This window comes from Janthinobacterium sp. SUN128 (genome assembly GCF_030587275.1).
Classification (GTDB): domain Bacteria; phylum Pseudomonadota; class Gammaproteobacteria; order Burkholderiales; family Burkholderiaceae_D; genus Janthinobacterium; species Janthinobacterium lividum.
Window position 1 is genome coordinate 2,875,837 of record NZ_JAPWHY010000001.1, and the last position, 16,533, is coordinate 2,892,369.

The 16,533-nt window shown below is 61.2% G+C and carries 18 protein-coding genes and 1 tRNA gene; 1 reads left to right on the top strand and 18 read right to left on the bottom strand.

The annotated features are described in order from the left end of the window. The 14 genes from O3297_RS12995 to rpsO form a co-directional block, all read right to left on the bottom strand. Positions 1-477: an NADH-quinone oxidoreductase subunit B family protein gene (locus O3297_RS12995; RefSeq protein WP_010399733.1), complete on the bottom strand. Its 477-nt coding sequence runs from the start codon at positions 475-477 to the stop codon at positions 1-3. A gap of 3 nt (positions 478-480) precedes the next feature. Beyond that, positions 481-840 (bottom strand): NADH-quinone oxidoreductase subunit A, encoded by a 360-nt coding sequence (locus tag O3297_RS13000; protein WP_010399734.1) that lies wholly within the window; start codon positions 838-840, stop codon positions 481-483. 177 nt (positions 841-1,017) lie between these two features. Further along, positions 1,018-1,102, bottom strand: a tRNA-Leu gene (locus tag O3297_RS13005). A 191-nt stretch (positions 1,103-1,293) separates the two neighbouring features. Continuing rightward, positions 1,294-1,704 carry a preprotein translocase subunit SecG gene (gene secG, locus O3297_RS13010; protein ID WP_070255615.1) on the bottom strand — a complete coding sequence of 137 codons (411 nt, stop codon included), beginning with the start codon at positions 1,702-1,704 and terminating at the stop codon, positions 1,294-1,296. 28 nt (positions 1,705-1,732) lie between these two features. Next, positions 1,733-2,482: a triose-phosphate isomerase gene (tpiA, locus tag O3297_RS13015; protein WP_071653416.1), complete on the bottom strand. Its 750-nt coding sequence runs from the start codon at positions 2,480-2,482 to the stop codon at positions 1,733-1,735. Positions 2,483-2,554: 72 nt separating this feature from the next. Beyond that, positions 2,555-3,535 (bottom strand): NAD(P)H-quinone oxidoreductase, encoded by a 981-nt coding sequence (locus tag O3297_RS13020; RefSeq protein WP_151096512.1) that lies wholly within the window; start codon positions 3,533-3,535, stop codon positions 2,555-2,557. 71 nt (positions 3,536-3,606) lie between these two features. Continuing rightward, a complete protein-coding gene (locus tag O3297_RS13025) occupies positions 3,607-4,215 on the bottom strand; it encodes a tetratricopeptide repeat protein (protein WP_070255624.1) in 609 nt (202 codons plus the stop codon). Between the two features lie 63 nt (positions 4,216-4,278). Beyond that, on the bottom strand, positions 4,279-5,040 hold the full coding sequence (locus tag O3297_RS13030) for a GIN domain-containing protein (protein WP_034779536.1): 762 nt from the start codon (positions 5,038-5,040) through the stop codon (positions 4,279-4,281). Positions 5,041-5,149: 109 nt separating this feature from the next. After that, complete coding sequence (locus tag O3297_RS13035; RefSeq protein ID WP_099388388.1) at positions 5,150-5,359, bottom strand: hypothetical protein; 210 nt, start codon at positions 5,357-5,359, stop codon at positions 5,150-5,152. 151 nt (positions 5,360-5,510) lie between these two features. Next, positions 5,511-7,454: a methyl-accepting chemotaxis protein gene (locus tag O3297_RS13040; RefSeq protein WP_305048886.1), complete on the bottom strand. Its 1,944-nt coding sequence runs from the start codon at positions 7,452-7,454 to the stop codon at positions 5,511-5,513. A 121-nt stretch (positions 7,455-7,575) separates the two neighbouring features. Next, complete coding sequence (locus O3297_RS13045; RefSeq protein ID WP_070282162.1) at positions 7,576-7,872, bottom strand: hypothetical protein; 297 nt, start codon at positions 7,870-7,872, stop codon at positions 7,576-7,578. A gap of 9 nt (positions 7,873-7,881) precedes the next feature. Further along, positions 7,882-8,577, bottom strand: a complete 696-nt coding sequence (locus O3297_RS13050; protein ID WP_305048887.1) for a hypothetical protein — start codon at positions 8,575-8,577, stop codon at positions 7,882-7,884. Between the two features lie 226 nt (positions 8,578-8,803). After that, positions 8,804-10,921 (bottom strand): polyribonucleotide nucleotidyltransferase, encoded by a 2,118-nt coding sequence (gene pnp / locus O3297_RS13055; protein ID WP_010399742.1) that lies wholly within the window; start codon positions 10,919-10,921, stop codon positions 8,804-8,806. A gap of 220 nt (positions 10,922-11,141) precedes the next feature. Beyond that, positions 11,142-11,411 carry a 30S ribosomal protein S15 gene (rpsO, locus tag O3297_RS13060; RefSeq protein WP_010399743.1) on the bottom strand — a complete coding sequence of 90 codons (270 nt, stop codon included), beginning with the start codon at positions 11,409-11,411 and terminating at the stop codon, positions 11,142-11,144. Positions 11,412-11,596: 185 nt separating this feature from the next. On the opposite strand from rpsO, the gene bamE reads away from it, so the two are divergent. Beyond that, positions 11,597-12,094 carry an outer membrane protein assembly factor BamE gene (gene bamE, locus O3297_RS13065; protein WP_305048888.1) on the top strand — a complete coding sequence of 166 codons (498 nt, stop codon included), beginning with the start codon at positions 11,597-11,599 and terminating at the stop codon, positions 12,092-12,094. A 19-nt stretch (positions 12,095-12,113) separates the two neighbouring features. On the opposite strand, the gene O3297_RS13070 is transcribed toward bamE, so the two are convergent. The 4 genes from O3297_RS13070 to O3297_RS13085 form a co-directional block, all read right to left on the bottom strand. Beyond that, positions 12,114-13,658: a 2-isopropylmalate synthase gene (locus tag O3297_RS13070; RefSeq protein WP_305048889.1), complete on the bottom strand. Its 1,545-nt coding sequence runs from the start codon at positions 13,656-13,658 to the stop codon at positions 12,114-12,116. 48 nt (positions 13,659-13,706) lie between these two features. Continuing rightward, entirely contained in the window at positions 13,707-14,558 is an 852-nt protein-coding gene (gene pssA, locus O3297_RS13075) for a CDP-diacylglycerol--serine O-phosphatidyltransferase (RefSeq protein WP_034779546.1), read from the bottom strand. A gap of 155 nt (positions 14,559-14,713) precedes the next feature. Next, a complete protein-coding gene (locus O3297_RS13080) occupies positions 14,714-15,469 on the bottom strand; it encodes an SIMPL domain-containing protein (protein WP_305048890.1) in 756 nt (251 codons plus the stop codon). Between the two features lie 110 nt (positions 15,470-15,579). Beyond that, complete coding sequence (locus tag O3297_RS13085) at positions 15,580-16,335, bottom strand: SIMPL domain-containing protein (RefSeq protein ID WP_034779548.1); 756 nt, start codon at positions 16,333-16,335, stop codon at positions 15,580-15,582. Positions 16,336-16,533: the final 198 nt, after the last annotated feature.

The window sequence follows — 16,533 nt, forward strand, 5'->3', positions numbered from 1 at the left end:
TTAGCGTGCGATCGTGCTGGTACGCTTGATCTTGTTCTGCAACTGCATGATGCCGTACAGCAAGGCTTCAGCGGTCGGAGGACAGCCAGGCACATACACGTCGACGGGCACGATGCGGTCGCAACCGCGCACCACGGAATAGGAGTAATGGTAGTACCCGCCGCCATTGGCGCAGGAACCCATCGAGATGACCCAGCGTGGCTCTGCCATCTGGTCGTAGACCTTGCGCAGGGCCGGCGCCATCTTGTTGCACAGGGTGCCGGCAACGATCATGACGTCGGACTGACGCGGCGACGGACGAAACACGACGCCGAAACGGTCCATATCGTAGCGGGCTGCGCCCACATGCATCATTTCGACCGCACAGCAGGCCAGACCGAACGTCATCGGGAACATAGACCCGGTGCGCGCCCAGTTGATCAGCTTGTCGGCCGAGGTGGTGATGAAACCTTCGCTTAATACGCCTTCAATAGCCATGGCTTATTCCCAGTCAAGGGCACCTTTCTTCCAAATGTACCAAAATCCGACCACGAATTCAGCGATGAACACCATCATCGTGACGAAACCGGCCCAGCCCAGGTCGCGCATTGCAACGCCCCATGGGAAAAAGAATGCCGTTTCCAGATCGAACAAAATAAACAGGATTGCGACCAGATAGTAGCGCACATCAAATTTCATGCGCGCGTCTTCGAATGCTTCAAAGCCACATTCGTACGGGGAGAGTTTTGCTGCGTCAGGCTTGTTAGGACCTAACAGGCGCCCCAGGAGCTGGGGAGCGATACCGACACCAAGGCCGATAATAATAAACAGCAGGACGGGGAAGTAATTTTCGAGGTTCACGATTGATGAGCTTATATTGAACGATCGGTTAAATGAGGACGCTGCGATCATTTGCAGCGTATCTAACGCACGACCCCAATCAAAGCTAAGACCAGGATCGAACGACACATCCTCGTAAAAAAAGCCAGCAACTTTGTACGAGCCATGGCTCGTGCGCCGTTGCTGGCTTCTGATTTCTGGTGCCGACGACGAGACTCGAACTCGTACAGCTTTCGCCACTACCCCCTCAAGATAGCGTGTCTACCAATTTCACCACGTCGGCGGTAAGGCCCGTATTCTACTCTGCTTTGCCGCTAAAGTTAATGCACAAATGCATCAAAACACAGATAAAAACGATAAATTTTTACATCTTCCAGCGCGTCACGATTTTTTCCTGCCGCACTGCTAAAACATTGAGCAATAATCTGCCCGTAATGAGAATTACTCTCGATGAGGCATCGAGTTAATACAGAATTACTTCGGAATCGCCCCGGCCGGGGTGCTGGCAACCGGTGCCGCCGCCGCTGGAGCGCTGGCCGCTGGTGCCGCAGGGGCTGCTGGCACCGTCGTCGGGATCGCGCCCGCGCCGGTGACCGGCACTGGCTTGACGACTTTATCCATCACGCCGCCGCCGACCGTGGTGGCGCGCTGATTGGCCATCAGCGACAGGGCCAGGGTGGCGCCGAAGAAGATCGCGGCGGCAACGCCCGTCGATTTCGACATGAAGTTCGACGAACCCGTCGCACCGAACAGGCTGCCCGAGGCGCCCGAACCGAAGGCGGCGCCCATGTCGGCGCCCTTGCCGTGCTGCAGCAACACCAGCGCGATAATCGACAATGCCGAAATAACCTGTACTACCACTACCAGATTGAACATCATGTTCATTGCAATTCCATTCTTAGTTTAAATTAATTCAATCAGCGGCGTGAATAATTGCCAGGAAATCCGCCGCCTTCAATGCTGCTCCACCGATCAGACCGCCATCGATATCCGGCATCGCCATCAATTCTTTTGCGTTCTCCGGCTTCATGCTGCCGCCGTACAGGATTTGCACGCCGGCGGCCGCTACCGCATTCTTTGCCACCAACTGGGCGCGCAATACCTGATGCACGTCCTGCGCCATTTGCGGCGTGGCGGTCTTGCCCGTGCCGATGGCCCAGACTGGCTCATAGGCCAGCACCAGTTTCGCCACGTCGTCGGCGGAAATCGCCGCCAGCACGGCGCCCAGCTGCTGCGCCACCACGGCATTGGTCTGGCCCGCTTCGCGCTGCGCCAGCGTTTCGCCGATGCAGACGATAGGCGTGATGCCTGCCGCCAGCGCGGCAACCGTCTTGGCCGCCACTTGCGCATCGCTCTCGCCATGGTAGGCGCGGCGCTCGGAATGCCCGATCACCACGTAGCCGCAGCCAAAATCCTGCAGCATGGCGGTCGAGATTTCTCCCGTGTAGGCGCCGCCGGCATGCGCGGACACATCCTGCGCGCCCCAGCCAAGAGCCGTGCCTGCCAATTGCGCCTGGCACTGCGCCAGATACGGCGCAGGCACACAGACGGCGCTGGCGGCGCCAGAGGCAGCCAGGCCAGCAACTATTTCAGACAATAACACCGCGTTCGAGGTGCGACTGCCGTTCATTTTCCAATTTCCGACGACGAGTTTGCGACGCATAGTAGCCTAAATTCTAATAACCCGTCATTCTAACTCCGGCACCGATGCCGGTCAAACAGGCAGTGCCCCGTTTCAGGCAACTTGCAACATGATCTTGCCCACGTGCGTGCTCGCTTCCATCAAGGCATGCGCCTCGTTGGCTTTTTCCAACGGGAAAGTTTGATAGATCACGGGCTTGATCTTGCCTGCCTCGATCAGCGGCCAGACGGTCGCGCGCAGGTGGTTGGCGATGGCCGCCTTGAAGGCGACGGAACGGGGACGCAGGGTGGAACCCGTCACCGTCAGGCGGCGGCGCAGCAAGCTACCCAGGTCCAGTTCCGCCTTGGTGCCGCCCTGCACGGCGATCAGGCCGATGCGGCCATCGTCGGCCAGGCAATCGATTTCGCGCGGCAGGTAGTCGCCGCCCACCATGTCGAGGATGACGTCGACGCCTTTGCCACCGGTCAATTCCTTGACGACGGTAACGAAATCTTCCGTGCGGTAATTGATGCCCCGCTCGGCGCCCAGCGCCTCGCAGGCGCGCGCCTTCTCGTCGCTGCCCGCCGTGGCAAACACGCGGTGACCGAGCGCGGCCGCCAGCTGGATGGCCGTCACGCCGATGCCGGACGTGCCGCCCTGCACCAATAACGTTTCGCCATCAGCCAGCGCGCAGCGGTCGAAGACATTGCTCCAGACGGTAAAGAAATTCTCGGGCAGGGACGCGCCTTCTAGCGCCGTCAAGCCTTGCGGCAAAGGCAGGCACTGGCCGGCAGGCGCGGCGCAGTATTCGGCATAGCCGCCGCCCTGCACCAGTGCGCAGACCAGGTCGCCCTTCTTGAATGCGGTGTTGCTGAAATCGCCATCGACGACTTCGCCCGCCACTTCCAGGCCCGGCAAGTCCGACGCGCCGGCTGGCGGCGCGTATTTGCCCAGGCGCTGCAGCACGTCGGGACGGTTGATGCCGGCCGCGTGCACCTTGATCAGCAGTTCGCCCGCCTTATATTGCGGCATGGGACGTTCGGCGATCTGCAAAACGTCGGCGGGACCTGGCTGGCTGATGGCAACTGCACGCATGGCGGGACTCTCTCAAAGGAAAACGGCGATTGTACGCCAAGCCGCCAGCCCTTGCAGGGCACCGCTCCCCCTTAGGCGCCGCCCGTCTTCGACTGCCGCGGCAATGGCGTACCCGGCTTCCATTTCGCCGACAGGGCTTGCCCTTCCTCGACTTGCTCATGCGTCATCTTGCGCACCACGGCGGCGCGCTGGTCGGCCGCATTCGCGTTGCCATTCGCGGCCGCCAGGTTCCACAGCATGTAGGCGATGACATTATCCTGCTGCACGCCGCCCATGTGGTAGCGGTACATCAGGCCCAGCACCTGCTGCGCCTCGGCATGGTTCTGCTCGGCCGCCTTGCGGAACCAGCCGACGGCCTGCTTATGGTCTTGCAGCACGGCATTGCCCGTGTAATACATGGCGCCCACCACATACTGGGCGTCGGCCTTGCCCTGCTCGGCCGCCTTGCGGTGCCAGAACATGGCTTGCTTGTAATCCTGCGGCAAGCCCCGCCCCATGTAATACATCAAGCCCAGCAAGTGCTGGGCATCGGCGCTACCGGTTTTAGCCAGTGGCAATATTTCCTTGTAGGCGAGCGCGTAATTCTTGTTGTTGTAGGCGCTGGCGCCTTCGGCGAAGCCAGCCCGCGCGGGTAGCTGTATCGTCAACAGCATGAGTAATGTAATGATCAGTTTTTTCATCGGAATGGGATGTGGTCTGACTACTTATTCTTGTCCTGCCAAAAGGCCTGCGGCAGGATGCTTTTACTTCCAGCTAACTTTGCCCAGGCCCTCGACGCTGACATCGCGGTTGACCGGCTTGCCGTACACCACCACCGAACCGAGCCCGCTCAAGTTCAGCTTGGCATTCGTATGGGCATTCACCGTGGCGTTGCCGAGGCCGCTCAATTCCAGGTTGACGGCGTCCGCTTCGAACTGCTGTGCATTCAGGCTGCCCAGGCCACCCAGGCTGGCTTTCAGGAGCCGCCCGCGTCCGCCCAGCACCACCGAGCCGGCGCCCTGCAAGTCCAGCTCGGCCCGCTCATTGTTACCTATCCATATCTGCATGCTGCCCACGCCGCCCAGGCTGGCATTGAGCTTGCGGTAATCGCCCACCAGCTTGATGCTGCCCGCCCCTTCCAGCGACAGGGTCAGTTCCTCGCCCTTGAACCCCGTGATGTCCGTGCTGCCAAAACCTTCCGAGCTCAGTTCGCGCAAGTTCGGCAAGACCAGGTCGGCGCGGATCGACGAAGGGCCGATCTTGAAGCCGCGCACTTCCGTTTCGATGTGCAGGGTATCGCCGCTTTGCGCCGTGCTGACATCGGCGATATAGCGCTTGTCGGCCGTGATGCTCAGCGAAGGCACGTTGCCCTGGCGAATGCGCACTTCCATCACGCCATCGAGCTTGACGCGCACCACGCGGGCGTCGACGTTGCGCATTTCCAGCAAGCGGGTCTCGGCGGCCGCGCCGCGCACCAGGCCCAGAGTCGCCAGGAACAGCAGCGCCAGTTGCAGTGTCTTTTTCATGTAATGCATCCTCGGTATCTTGTTTTTATGTGCCGCGGCGCCCTCGTGGAGCTCCCGCGCATTGCCACTGGCTGCCACTGTAGCAGCAGCAAAAATTGCTGACAATCAATTATGCGAAACGGGCTTTTTCGGCGGCGTTCAGGCGCTTGGCCTTGACGACCACCACGTGCATGGCAGTCTTGCCCGCTGGCGCGGCCAGGGTGGCGGTGGAGCTGGCCACTTGCAGGGCCGGGGCGGCCGGGGCGATGGCGTAGCAGCTGGCGCTGATCAGGATGGCGGCGGCAACGGCAATGACTTCCATGTTTTTAGCGACGTTCATGTTGTTCTCCTCGGGTGTCTGGCAGTGGGCTTGCGGTATGTGATCACTATAGCCATACCGCTCGCGGCAGACACGCCGATTGCGACGAACTGCGCTTTTGGCAGGCTGGCCTGACAAAAACGCGGATAAACGTCGATTTACTGCTGCGCGCTTAAAACTCTTCCCACTCGTCAGCGCCCGCCTTGGCCGCCTTGACGGGCCTGGCCGGCGACAGCGCGCGGGCCGGCGCGCGCGGCGCAGGGGCCACAGGCTTGGCCTTGAGGCGCGTCACGGACGCCGGTGCCGCAGCTGGCGCATCGCCCAGGCGGAACATGCCGACGGCTTGCGCCAGGTCCACGGCTTGCTCCTGCAGGCTTTCCGCGGCGGCCGCCGCCTGCTCGACAAGGGCCGCGTTTTGCTGCGTCATGGTATCCATGTGCGTGACGGCCGTATTGATTTCGCCGATGCCGGCGCTCTGTTCGCGGCTGGCCACCGTGATCTCGCTCATGATGGTGGTCAATTGCTGCACCGACGCCACCACCTGGTCCATGGTCTGGCCCGCTTCATCGACAAGGCGGCCGCCGGCATCCACTTTCTCCACCGAGTCGCCGATCAATTCCTTGATTTCCTTGGCCGCGCCAGCGGAGCGTTGCGCCAGGTTGCGCACTTCGGACGCCACCACGGCAAAGCCCCTGCCCTGCTCGCCCGCGCGCGCCGCCTCGACGGCCGCGTTCAGGGCCAGGATATTCGTCTGGAAGGCGATGCCGTCGATCACGCCGATGATGTCGACGATCTTGCGCGAGCTTTCCTGGATGCCGGCCATGGTGCCGACCACTTGCTGCACCACGCGGCCGCCCTTGGCCGCCACTTCCGAAGCGGACACGGCCAGTTCATTGGCCGCATGCGCGTTTTCCGCATTCTGCTTGACGGTCGAGGTCAGCTCATCCATCGAGCTGGCTGTTTCTTCCAGCGCGCCCGCCTGCGCTTCCGTGCGCGAGGACAGGTCGGCATTGCCGGCGGCAATATCAGCCGACTCGCTGCGCACCAGGGTGCTGATGCTGCGGATCTGCACCAGCACGGTGGCGATTTTTTCGACAAACAAGTTAAACGCCTTGGCGATCTGCGCCAGCTCATCCGAGCCTTCCGCGTCGAGGCGGCTGGTCAGGTCGCCGTCGCCCGTGGCGATCGCTTCCATCGCATCGCGCACCAGGCCCAGGCGGCGCAAGGCGCGCGCCACCAGCGCGCTCAATACCGTGGCGGCCAGGGCCAGCACCAGCAAGGCCGTCAAGGCCGAGGCGCGCAGCATGGAAGTCAATGCTTGCGTCGCCTCTGCCCGGTCGAGCACGGTGGCAAGCAACCAGTCGCTGCCCGGCACCTTACTTACATGCAAGATGCCGTCACGCTCGCCCAGGCGAATGGCGGCGCCATCGCCGCTCTTTTCAATATCGGCCAGCGCCTGCGCGCTCAGGCCCGGATCGAGCTCGGCCAGGGGCTTCAAGGTCAGCTTGTCGTCCGGGTGGGCGATGATCTTGCCGCCGCCATCGACGAGGAAGGCATAGCTGGACGCCGTCGGCTTGATCGATGCGACGTTTTGCACCACGGCATCCATCATCACGTCGGCGGCCAGCACACCCGTCACGCTGCCCTTGCCGCCCAGCGGCTCGGCAAACGTCACCACCAGCTTGCCCGTGCTGGCGCCGATATACGGCGCCGTAATGACGGGGCCGCCCGCTTCGGACGCCAGCTTGTACCAGGGCCGCGCCGTGGGATCATAGTCTGCGGCGCGCTTGCGCTCTTGCGAAAAGACGGCATGCTTGTCGGCAAAGCCGATATACGCCATGTCAAACGTGCCCGCCTGTTCGGCAGCCTTCAGGGCCGGCAGCGGATCGGCCGCCGTGGCGCCCTGCTTGAGCGAGCCCACGACGGCTTGCTTGGAACGCAGCCATTCGGCGATGGCCGCGGCATGGCTGTGCGACAACTGCAGCATCTGCGTGTCGAGCGCGGCCAGGGTGCTTGAGCGCGTAGTGAAGAAATTGGCGATGGCAACGGCCAGCATGGCCAGCACGACGATGGAAACGGCGATGGCGATCAGCCGCGCCTTAAGGGAGGACAACATGGTGCATCCAATAAAAAAGAGAAAATCGGGAGGGATGCGCCATGGTCGATGAATAAGATTTTGTCGTCAAGCAATACTGACAGTCAATTACCCATAAACAACAATTGATACCATATATTAATTACAACTCGCCGCGCAGCTTGCGCAGGGCCGGCGATTCGCCACCCGTCGCTTCGATGCGGAAACGGGCAAATGCCTGCTCCAGTTCAGGGTACTGGCGCAAGCCGCCTTCCGTAAAGTAACGCCCGCCGGGGATGTCGCCCCACGGCAGCGGCGCGCTCAAGGCCCCGCTGCCAGCTAAGGCCAGCAGCGGCTCCAGCGCGCTGCGCAGGTCGGCCACTTCCCCATCGGCAGGCGCCAGCCGGGCCAGCAATTGCTCCAGTTCGGCGGCATGGGCTTGCAAACGCTGTTGATCCATCATCTCTCCTTAATTCTTGATCGTGCCGATCAGCACGGGGGCCGACCACAGGCTGCGGTTGGGCAGCAGATATTGCTGTGCCCCGCCACGGCGCCGCACCAGCCCGCCCAGCTCTTGCGTCGGCGCCACCTGGCTGACGAACACGTTGACAGTGCCCTTGGGCATGATCTGATACACATCATACAGCGGCGCCTCGCTCTTCAAGGGCAAGCCAAAACAGTCGGCCAGGCTGGCGCAACGGCCCGACGCCAGCTGCAATTGTGCGCTGGTAGTGAAATACGGCGAGTACGGCGATACATTCTGGCCATGCGGCACGATTTTTACCAGCGCGGCCGACATGGCTTGCAAATCTGGCAAGGTGCTACCGGAAGCAAGCTGCTCGATCGCGCGCGCGTAAATCGTCTCGGCCGGGGCGGCAGGATCGGCGGCGCGCAGTTCGCGCAAGAATTGCCGGCCCGGTGCGCTGTCCAGGTAGGGATCGATCGCTTCACGCTGCAAGCCCGCCGTCTTGAAGGTGCTGAGGTCATTGATTTCGCGCGCATGCACGGCGCGCAAGGCGTCGAGGTCTTGCGCCGGCATGGCCGCGGACGCGGCGGCGATGGGAATGGGCAGCGGCACCGGCATGGGTGCATTGTCCAGCTGTGCCCGGACACCGGGCGCGACGGCAAGCAGAAAGGCGGCGGCCAGCCCGCAGAATGTGCGCATGCTGCATCTCCTTGGAAGACTCGTTCAGGGGAATATCCCATGCCGAATCTACAAGGCGCGGCAGCGGCCGATACGCGCTGGATCAAGGCCGGTGCAGACAGGCGAGCAAGGCGGCACACGCCTTCGATACAGCGCAAACGCGGCGCATAAAAAAACCGCCAGGGCTTGCGCGCCGGCGGTTTTTAAGCATGCGGCCGAAGCCGCACTCAGGCGTACCTGAAGGACATCAAGCGGCTGGCGCTTCGTTGCCTTCGGCAGCTTTCATCGACAGTTTCAGGCGGCCGCGGTCGTCCGTTTCCAGAACTTTTACACGTACCAGCTGACCTTCTTTCAGGTAGTCGGCCACGGCGTTGACGCGCTCGTTGGCGATCTGCGAGATGTGCAGCAAGCCGTCCTTGCCTGGCATGACTTGCACGATGGCGCCGAAGTCCAGCAGTTTCAGCACGGTGCCTTCGTAGGTCTTGCCCACTTCGACGGACGCGGTCAGTTCTTCGATGCGGCGCTTGGCTTCCTGGCCGGCAGCGGCGTCGACGGAAGCGATGGTGACCACGCCTTCGTCGCTGATGTCGATCTGGGTGCCCGTCTCTTCGGTCAGCGCGCGGATCACGGCGCCGCCCTTGCCGATCACGTCACGGATTTTTTCCGGGTTGATCTTGATGGTGATCAGACGCGGCGCGAAATCGGACAGTTCGGTTTTGACGTGCGGCATGGCTTTTTGCATTTCGCCCAGGATGTGCTCGCGGCCTTCCTTGGCTTGCGCCAGTGCCACTTGCATGATTTCCTTGGTGATGCCCATGATCTTGATGTCCATCTGCAGCGCCGTGATACCGTTGCGGGTACCGGCTACCTTGAAGTCCATGTCGCCCAGGTGATCTTCGTCGCCCAGGATGTCGGACAGCACGGCAAACTTGCCGCCTTCCTTGATCAAGCCCATGGCGATACCGGCCACGTGTTCTTTCATCGGCACGCCGGCGTCCATCAGTGCCAGGCAGCCGCCGCACACCGATGCCATCGACGAGGAACCGTTCGATTCCGTGATTTCCGACACCAGGCGCACCGAGTAGCTGAACTCTTCAGCTGCTGGCAGGGCGGCGATCAGCGCGCGCTTGGCCAGGCGGCCGTGGCCGATTTCGCGGCGTTTTGGCGTACCGACACGGCCCGTTTCGCCGGTGGCGAACGGAGGCATGTTGTAATGCAGCATGAACGAATCGGTGAACTCGCCCATCAGCGCATCGATCTTCTGGCTGTCGCGGGCGGTGCCCAACGTCGCCACGACCAGCGCTTGCGTTTCGCCACGCGTGAACAGGGCCGAACCGTGGGTGCGTGGCAGCACGCTGGTGCGGATCGAGATCGGACGCACGGTGCGCGTGTCGCGGCCGTCGATGCGTGGCTCGCCGTCCAGGATCTGCGTACGCACGATTTTCGCTTCGATGTCGAACAGGATGTTGTTGACTTCAGCGCTGTCGATGGACGCGCCGCCGGCGGCAGCCGCTTCGGCCGACAGGTCGGCGATCACTTCCGACGTCGCCGCTTTCAGCTTGGCCGTACGCTCTTGCTTGTCCTTGGTTTGATACGCGTCATTGATCTTGGCGTTGGCGAAATGCGCGACGCGGGCGATCAGTGCTTCGTTTTTCGGCGCAGGCGCCCATTCCACTTCCGGCTTGCCGCCGTCACGCACCAGGTCGTGAATCGCGTCGATGACGACTTTCATCTGGTCGTGGCCGAAGACCACGGCGCCCAGCATGATTTCTTCGGACAGCTGTTTCGCTTCCGATTCGACCATCAGCACAGCCGTTTCGGTACCGGCGACAACCAGGTCCATTTCCGACGTTTTCAGCTGCTGGACGGTCGGGTTCAGGATGTACTGGCCATTGGCGTAACCGACGCGCGCTGCGCCGATAGGACCGTTGAAAGGCACGCCCGATACGCACAGGGCGGCCGAGGCGCCGATCATGGCGGCGATGTCCGGATCGATTTCAGGGTTGACCGACAACACGTGAATGATGACTTGCACTTCATTCAGGTAGCCTTCCGGGAACAGCGGACGGATAGGACGGTCGATCAAACGGGATGTCAGTGTTTCTTTTTCGGAAGGACGGCCTTCGCGCTTGAAAAAACCGCCCGGGATTTTACCGGCAGCATAGGTTTTCTCGACATAATCAACCGTCAAAGGGAAGAAATCCTGGCCTGGCTTGGCATCTTTGCGTGCCACTACCGTTGCCAGAACGACGGTATCTTCGATCGACACCAGCACTGCGCCGGATGCCTGACGTGCGATTTCGCCGGTTTCCAGGGTCACTTGGTGTTGACCGTACTGGAAGGTTTTCGTAACTTTGTTAAACATGGGGTATCCCTTTTCTAATTGCCGACAGATTTTCAGGGGCTGTCGTTCACCTCACCACAGGCGGCAGAAACATCGTTGCCACCTTTACTACTTTACTTTTAAAACATGATATCGGGAGAGAATACTGTAATTCTCGATATAAATCCGGAATTCAAATGACAAAATGCCCGCGTCAGCGAACTGGCGCAGGCATTTCTGTATAAACCTTGTACGGCAAAAATTACTTGCGCAGACCAAGTTTAGCGATCAGGTCGCGATAACGGGTAGCGTCTTTAGCCTTCAGGTAGGACAACAGGCTCTTACGACGGTTGACCATCATGATCAGGCCGCGGCGGGAGTGGTGATCTTTCGAGTGGGCTTTGAAGTGGCCGTTCAGTTCGTTGATGCGAGCTGTCAGCAGTGCAACTTGCACTTCAGGGGAGCCGGTGTCGTTTTGACCACGTGCGTTGTCCGCGATGATAGCGGCTTTGTTGATGTTTTCTACTGTCATGATAAACCTTTCACATGCGGTGCACAGAGTCTGAACCCTATCCACCGTGAACTACGATTATTAAAATACTGGCCTATGCTTCCAACCAGACGCGCAAGTATATCGGAAAAATGCCCGCCTGTATCCTGCCGTGCGGCCTTTTCTCGGTGCATGATAGGATTTTCCTGCATTTCAGGAGGTCAAACATGAAAAAACTGCTCAAATCAGCAACACCGCTGCTGTTTGCCGCGCTGGCCGGCTGCGCCAGCTGGAACGTCCCGCCGCCCCAGCCGGGCGAGCCGCGCGCCGCCGTGGAAGCGCGCCTGGGCCGGCCGACGAATATCTATCAATTGCCCACCGGGCCTGAACTGGAATACGCGACGGGACCGTACGGCCAATACACGTACATGGCCCGCTTCGGCCCCGATGACAAGCTAATTTCCTACGAGCAAGTGCTCGACACGCCGGGCTTTGCCCGCATCAAGGTGGGTGTGTCGACCCAGCAAGACGTGCTGCACACCCTGGGCCGCCCGACGGAAACATCGTACCTGTCGCTGCCGAAACTGCACGTCTGGTCCTACCGCTACAAGGAATCGGGCGTCTGGGATTCCATGATGCACGTGCATTTCGACCACGACGGCATCGTGCGCATGATGATGAACGGGCCCGATCCAGCCAAGGAAGAGCGGCGCTTTTTCTGGTGACAGATTGCCAGCGTCCCTCTTACGGCTGGGGATCGATGCGCTCATCCTTGGCGTGCAGTTTATTTAACGCCGACAGATACGCCTTGGCCGACGCGACGATGATGTCCGGGTCGGCGCCCACGCCGTTGACGATGCGCCCGTCACGCGACAGGCGCATGGTGACTTCGCCCTGCGACTGCGTGCCCGTGCTGATGGCATTGACGGAAAACAAGACCAGTTCCGCGCCGCTGGCGGCCGCGCTTTCGATGGCGTTGACGGTGGCGTCGACGGGGCCGTCGCCCCGCCCTTCGCAACTCAGTTGCTTGCCGCCGACGAGGAATTCCACGCGCGCATGCGGCACGGCGCCCGTCGTCGACTGCTGCGTCAGTGAAATGAAACGGTAGTGCTCACTTTCCTGCGCCTGCTGTTCCTCGCTGACGAGAGCCATGATGTCTTCGTCGAAGATCTCGGATTTCCGGTCCGCCAGCTCCTTGAAGCGCAGGAAGGCGGCGTTGATGTCCGCTTCCGATTCCAGCGCGATGCCCAGCTCGTGCAGCCGCTGCTTGAAGGCGTTGCGTCCCGACAGCTTGCCGAGGACGATCTTGTTGGCCGTCCAGCCCACGTCTTCGGCGCGCATGATTTCATACGTTTCGCGCGCCTTCAAGATGCCGTCCTGGTGGATGCCGGAGGCGTGCGCAAATGCGTTCGCGCCGACGACGGCCTTGTTCGGCTGCACGGCAAAGCCCGTGATTTGCGACACCATCTTGGATGCCGCCACGATTTGCGTCGTATCGATGCCCACCGTCAAGTTGTAATAGGCGGCGCGCGTGCGCAGCGCCATCACCACTTCTTCCAGCGCCGTATTGCCGGCCCGCTCGCCGAGGCCATTGACGGTACACTCGATCTGCCGCGCGCCGCCGATCATGACGCCGGCCAGCGAATTGGCCACAGCCAGGCCCAGGTCGTTATGGCAATGCACGGACCAGATGGCTTTATCGGAGTTCGGGATGCGTTCGCGCAAGCGCTTGATGGTATTGCCAAAGATTTCCGGCACGGCGTAACCCACCGTGTCGGGGAAATTGATGGTGGTGGCGCCCTCGGCGATCACGCCCTCCAGCACTCGGCACAGGAAATCCTCGTCGGAGCGGCTGCCGTCTTCGGGGCTGAATTCGATGTCGTCCGTGAACTGGCGGGCAAAGCGCACGGCGTTCTGCGCCTGCAGCAAGACTTCCTCGGGCGTCATGCGCAGCTTCATCTGCATGTGCAGGGGCGAGGTGGCGATAAAAGTGTGGATGCGCTTGCGCTCGGCCGGTTGCAGGGCTTCGGCGGCGCGGGCGATGTCGCGGTCGTTGGCGCGCGACAGCGAACAGATGGTGGACTCGCGCACGGCGCCGGCAATCGCCCGTATCGACTCGAAATCGCCCTGGGAGGCAGCGGCGAAGCCCGCTTCGATCACGTCGACCTTCATGCGTTCGAGCTGCTTGGCGATGCGCAGCTTTTCCTCGCGCGTCATGGAAGCGCCCGGCGATTGCTCGCCGTCGCGCAAGGTGGTGTCAAAAATGATGAGTCGGTTGCTGGTGTTCATGGCTGCTCCTGGCTGGCTGAAGACTGGCGACGCTACCGACTCAGCGCATCAATGCTCGGGGTCGGTCTGGATGATGCTGACGGGCTTGCCCTTCGCCATGCGCCAGAAAAACACGGCGTAGCCGGACAGGCCATAGGCGACGAAGATCGGGAACAGCACTTTCGGCGGATCGATGGAAATGAGCGCAAAGAATAATGCCAGCAGGAATACCACGATAAAGGGCACGGACTTGCGGAAATTCACATCCTTGAAACTGTAGAACGGCACGTTGGTGACCATGGTCAGGCCGGAGAACAGGGCGATCGTCCACGAGACCCAGGCCAGCTGGTTGCCGGCAAATTCCAGGTCGTTCATCAGCAGGATGAAACCGGCCACCATGGCCGCCGCCGCCGGGCTGGGCAAGCCCTGGAAGAAGCGCTTGTCGACCACGGCGATATTCGTGTTGAAGCGTGCCAGGCGCAAGGCGGCGCCGGCGCAATACACGAAGGCGGCCAGCCAGCCCAGCTTGCCCATGCCGCGCAGCGACCATTCATAGATCACCAGCGCCGGCGCGGCGCCGAACGACACCATGTCGGACAGGCTGTCGTACTGGGCGCCGAATTCGCTCTGCGTATTCGTCAGGCGGGCGATGCGGCCGTCGAGGCCGTCGAGGATCATGGCGATGAAGATGGCCCAGGCTGCGTGTTCGAATTTCTGGTTCATGGCCATGACGATGGCGTAGAAGCCGCAAAATAGGGCTGCCGTCGTGAAGGCATTCGGCAACAGATAGATGCCGCGGCGGCGCAAGGTTTTCTTGCCAGTGCCATCGGTCACCGGCTGGCGCACGAATTTGCTGAAGCGGGACGCTTTGGATACTGCGGGGGTGCCGTTCTTGCCTCTACGACGGGGGAAGTTTGCCATGTTGTTCCATATCTTGTGTACTGCGGGGATTCGGTGCCAGATGGCAGGCGCATTCGTCTTACGGCATGCGCCTGCCGATGTTGCCATTATAGAGGAGCCACCGCCAAAGAAAAGCGCGGCGGCGTCAAGCTGGCAATATTGACGCCGATACTATCCTATTTGAACTTGATCTTCGCCACCAGGCCCATGTTCAGGGTCGTTTCGCCCGCTTCGAAGCTCGGTTCGGCCACCTGGTTGCCGCCGTAGCCCATGGCATCGGCGCTCATGTTGCGCGCACCGGCCACGCTGACGCGCTGCGCGTAATTGCCCGAACCTTCGAAATCGATGGTGTCGATCACGGCATCGTTGACATTGCGGCCCATGGCGCCGGCGATGGCGGCCACGCGCTCGTTCAAGTTCTTGTACGCGGCCGCGATGCGCTGGTCATCGAGCTTGCGGATGGTGGCGGGCGCCAGGCCGAAATTCAGGCGGTTCAGGGTCAGCACGCCTTGCGCCGCGGACACGGTTTTCGGCAAGGCGGCCAGGTTGGTCGTCGTCACCTGCAGATACTGGCCCACTCGCCAGCCGGTCGGCACGCGCGGCTTGGCGACGGCGCCCGGCGGCAAGGGCGCCGTTTCCGGATACACGGCATACGTGTAGTAGCCCTGGGTCTTCAGCACGGCTTGCGGGTCGGCTTTCTTGACGATGGCCGCGCCCTGGTTCATCTTCTGGTTCACGCGCGAGGCGGCGGCGGCCTTGTCCTTGTCCTGCTCTTCGATGGCCAGGGTGACGGTCACCTGGTCGTTCGCATGCACCACTTCGCCGTTGGCGGGCACCACCACGAGGGTGCCGGAGGTGGGCAGGGCCTGGGCTTGTGCGCTCAGGGCAAAGGTAGCGGCGGCGGCGGCCAGCATAGCTTTCATGACGGTCATAGTGTTCTCCTGGAAATAATGGGGCAAAAACGACCATGGGGCCAGCAGCCCCATGATCTTTACAACATGCTAACGCGGAAGCATTTCCGCGCGAATCAGCTTACTTGAGCTTACTTGAACTTGACCTTGCCGACGACGCGCATATCGAGCGTCGTTTCGCCCGGCTCGAAGCTTGGTTCGGCAACGGTGCTGTCTTCAGCCATCTTGGCGCTGCGCATCATCATCGGTGCGGCGGCAGCACGGTTTTCGGTGACATAGTTGCCCGAACCTTCGAAGTCCACCGTATCGAGCACGGCGTCGGAAACGTTGCGGCCCATGGCCTTGGCGATGGCGGCCACGCGTTCGTTCAGGTTTTTATACGTGGCGGCGATGCGCTGGTCATCCAGCAGGCGGATGGTTTCCGGCTTCAGGCCGAAATTCAAGCCATTCAGGGTCAGCACGCCTTGCGCCGCCGACACGGTTTTTGGCAGGGACGCCAGGTTGGCCGTCGTCACTTCCAGGTACTGGCCCACGCGCCAGGCCGTTGGCAGGCGCGGCTTGGCCACGGCGCCAGCCGGTAATGGACGCTCTTCCGGATACACGGGATAGGTGTAGTAGCCGTACGACTTCAATGCTGCCGATGGATCAGCCTGCTTGACGATGGCGATACCCTTGTTCATCTTCTGGTTGACTCTCGACGCGGCCGCAGCCTTGTCCTTGTCCTGTTCTTCGACGGCCAGGGTAGCGACCACCTGGTCATTGACATGCTTGACTTCGCCAAACGCGGGTACGACCACCAGGGTGCCGTTGGTCGGCAGGGATTGGGCTTGTGCGCTCAGGGCAACGGTGGCGGCGGCGGCAACAAGGACGGATTTCATCACGGTCATGGGGGTACTCCTAGGTAGTTAATATGGCTGACAGCCAGCGAAGGGGACGCTTTTGCCATCCCTTTCGCCTGAGAAACTTGTCAAACTGTGTAGATTCTAACGCCTCATTCATTCCTGTGGCGCAAATTAACAAATCGTCACAAAATGTGCTTGCCAGTCACATCTGCTCACATTTCAACACAGTGCCATTCAAAATAA

Coding starts and splice junctions, on each gene's coding strand:
- O3297_RS12995 (WP_010399733.1), bottom strand. CDS start 477: ATGGCTATTGAAGGCGTATTAAGCGAAGGTTTCATCACCACCTCGGCC.
- secG (WP_070255615.1), bottom strand. CDS start 1,704: ATGAACATGATGTTCAATCTGGTAGTGGTAGTACAGGTTATTTCGGCA.
- tpiA (WP_071653416.1), bottom strand. CDS start 2,482: ATGCGTCGCAAACTCGTCGTCGGAAATTGGAAAATGAACGGCAGTCGC.
- O3297_RS13020 (WP_151096512.1), bottom strand. CDS start 3,535: ATGCGTGCAGTTGCCATCAGCCAGCCAGGTCCCGCCGACGTTTTGCAG.
- O3297_RS13025 (WP_070255624.1), bottom strand. CDS start 4,215: ATGAAAAAACTGATCATTACATTACTCATGCTGTTGACGATACAGCTA.
- O3297_RS13030 (WP_034779536.1), bottom strand. CDS start 5,040: ATGAAAAAGACACTGCAACTGGCGCTGCTGTTCCTGGCGACTCTGGGC.
- O3297_RS13035 (WP_099388388.1), bottom strand. CDS start 5,359: ATGAACGTCGCTAAAAACATGGAAGTCATTGCCGTTGCCGCCGCCATC.
- O3297_RS13040 (WP_305048886.1), bottom strand. CDS start 7,454: ATGTTGTCCTCCCTTAAGGCGCGGCTGATCGCCATCGCCGTTTCCATC.
- O3297_RS13045 (WP_070282162.1), bottom strand. CDS start 7,872: ATGGATCAACAGCGTTTGCAAGCCCATGCCGCCGAACTGGAGCAATTG.
- O3297_RS13050 (WP_305048887.1), bottom strand. CDS start 8,577: ATGCGCACATTCTGCGGGCTGGCCGCCGCCTTTCTGCTTGCCGTCGCG.
- pnp (WP_010399742.1), bottom strand. CDS start 10,921: ATGTTTAACAAAGTTACGAAAACCTTCCAGTACGGTCAACACCAAGTG.
- rpsO (WP_010399743.1), bottom strand. CDS start 11,411: ATGACAGTAGAAAACATCAACAAAGCCGCTATCATCGCGGACAACGCA.
- bamE (WP_305048888.1), top strand. CDS start 11,597: ATGAAAAAACTGCTCAAATCAGCAACACCGCTGCTGTTTGCCGCGCTG.
- O3297_RS13070 (WP_305048889.1), bottom strand. CDS start 13,658: ATGAACACCAGCAACCGACTCATCATTTTTGACACCACCTTGCGCGAC.
- pssA (WP_034779546.1), bottom strand. CDS start 14,558: ATGGCAAACTTCCCCCGTCGTAGAGGCAAGAACGGCACCCCCGCAGTA.
- O3297_RS13080 (WP_305048890.1), bottom strand. CDS start 15,469: ATGACCGTCATGAAAGCTATGCTGGCCGCCGCCGCCGCTACCTTTGCC.
- O3297_RS13085 (WP_034779548.1), bottom strand. CDS start 16,335: ATGACCGTGATGAAATCCGTCCTTGTTGCCGCCGCCGCCACCGTTGCC.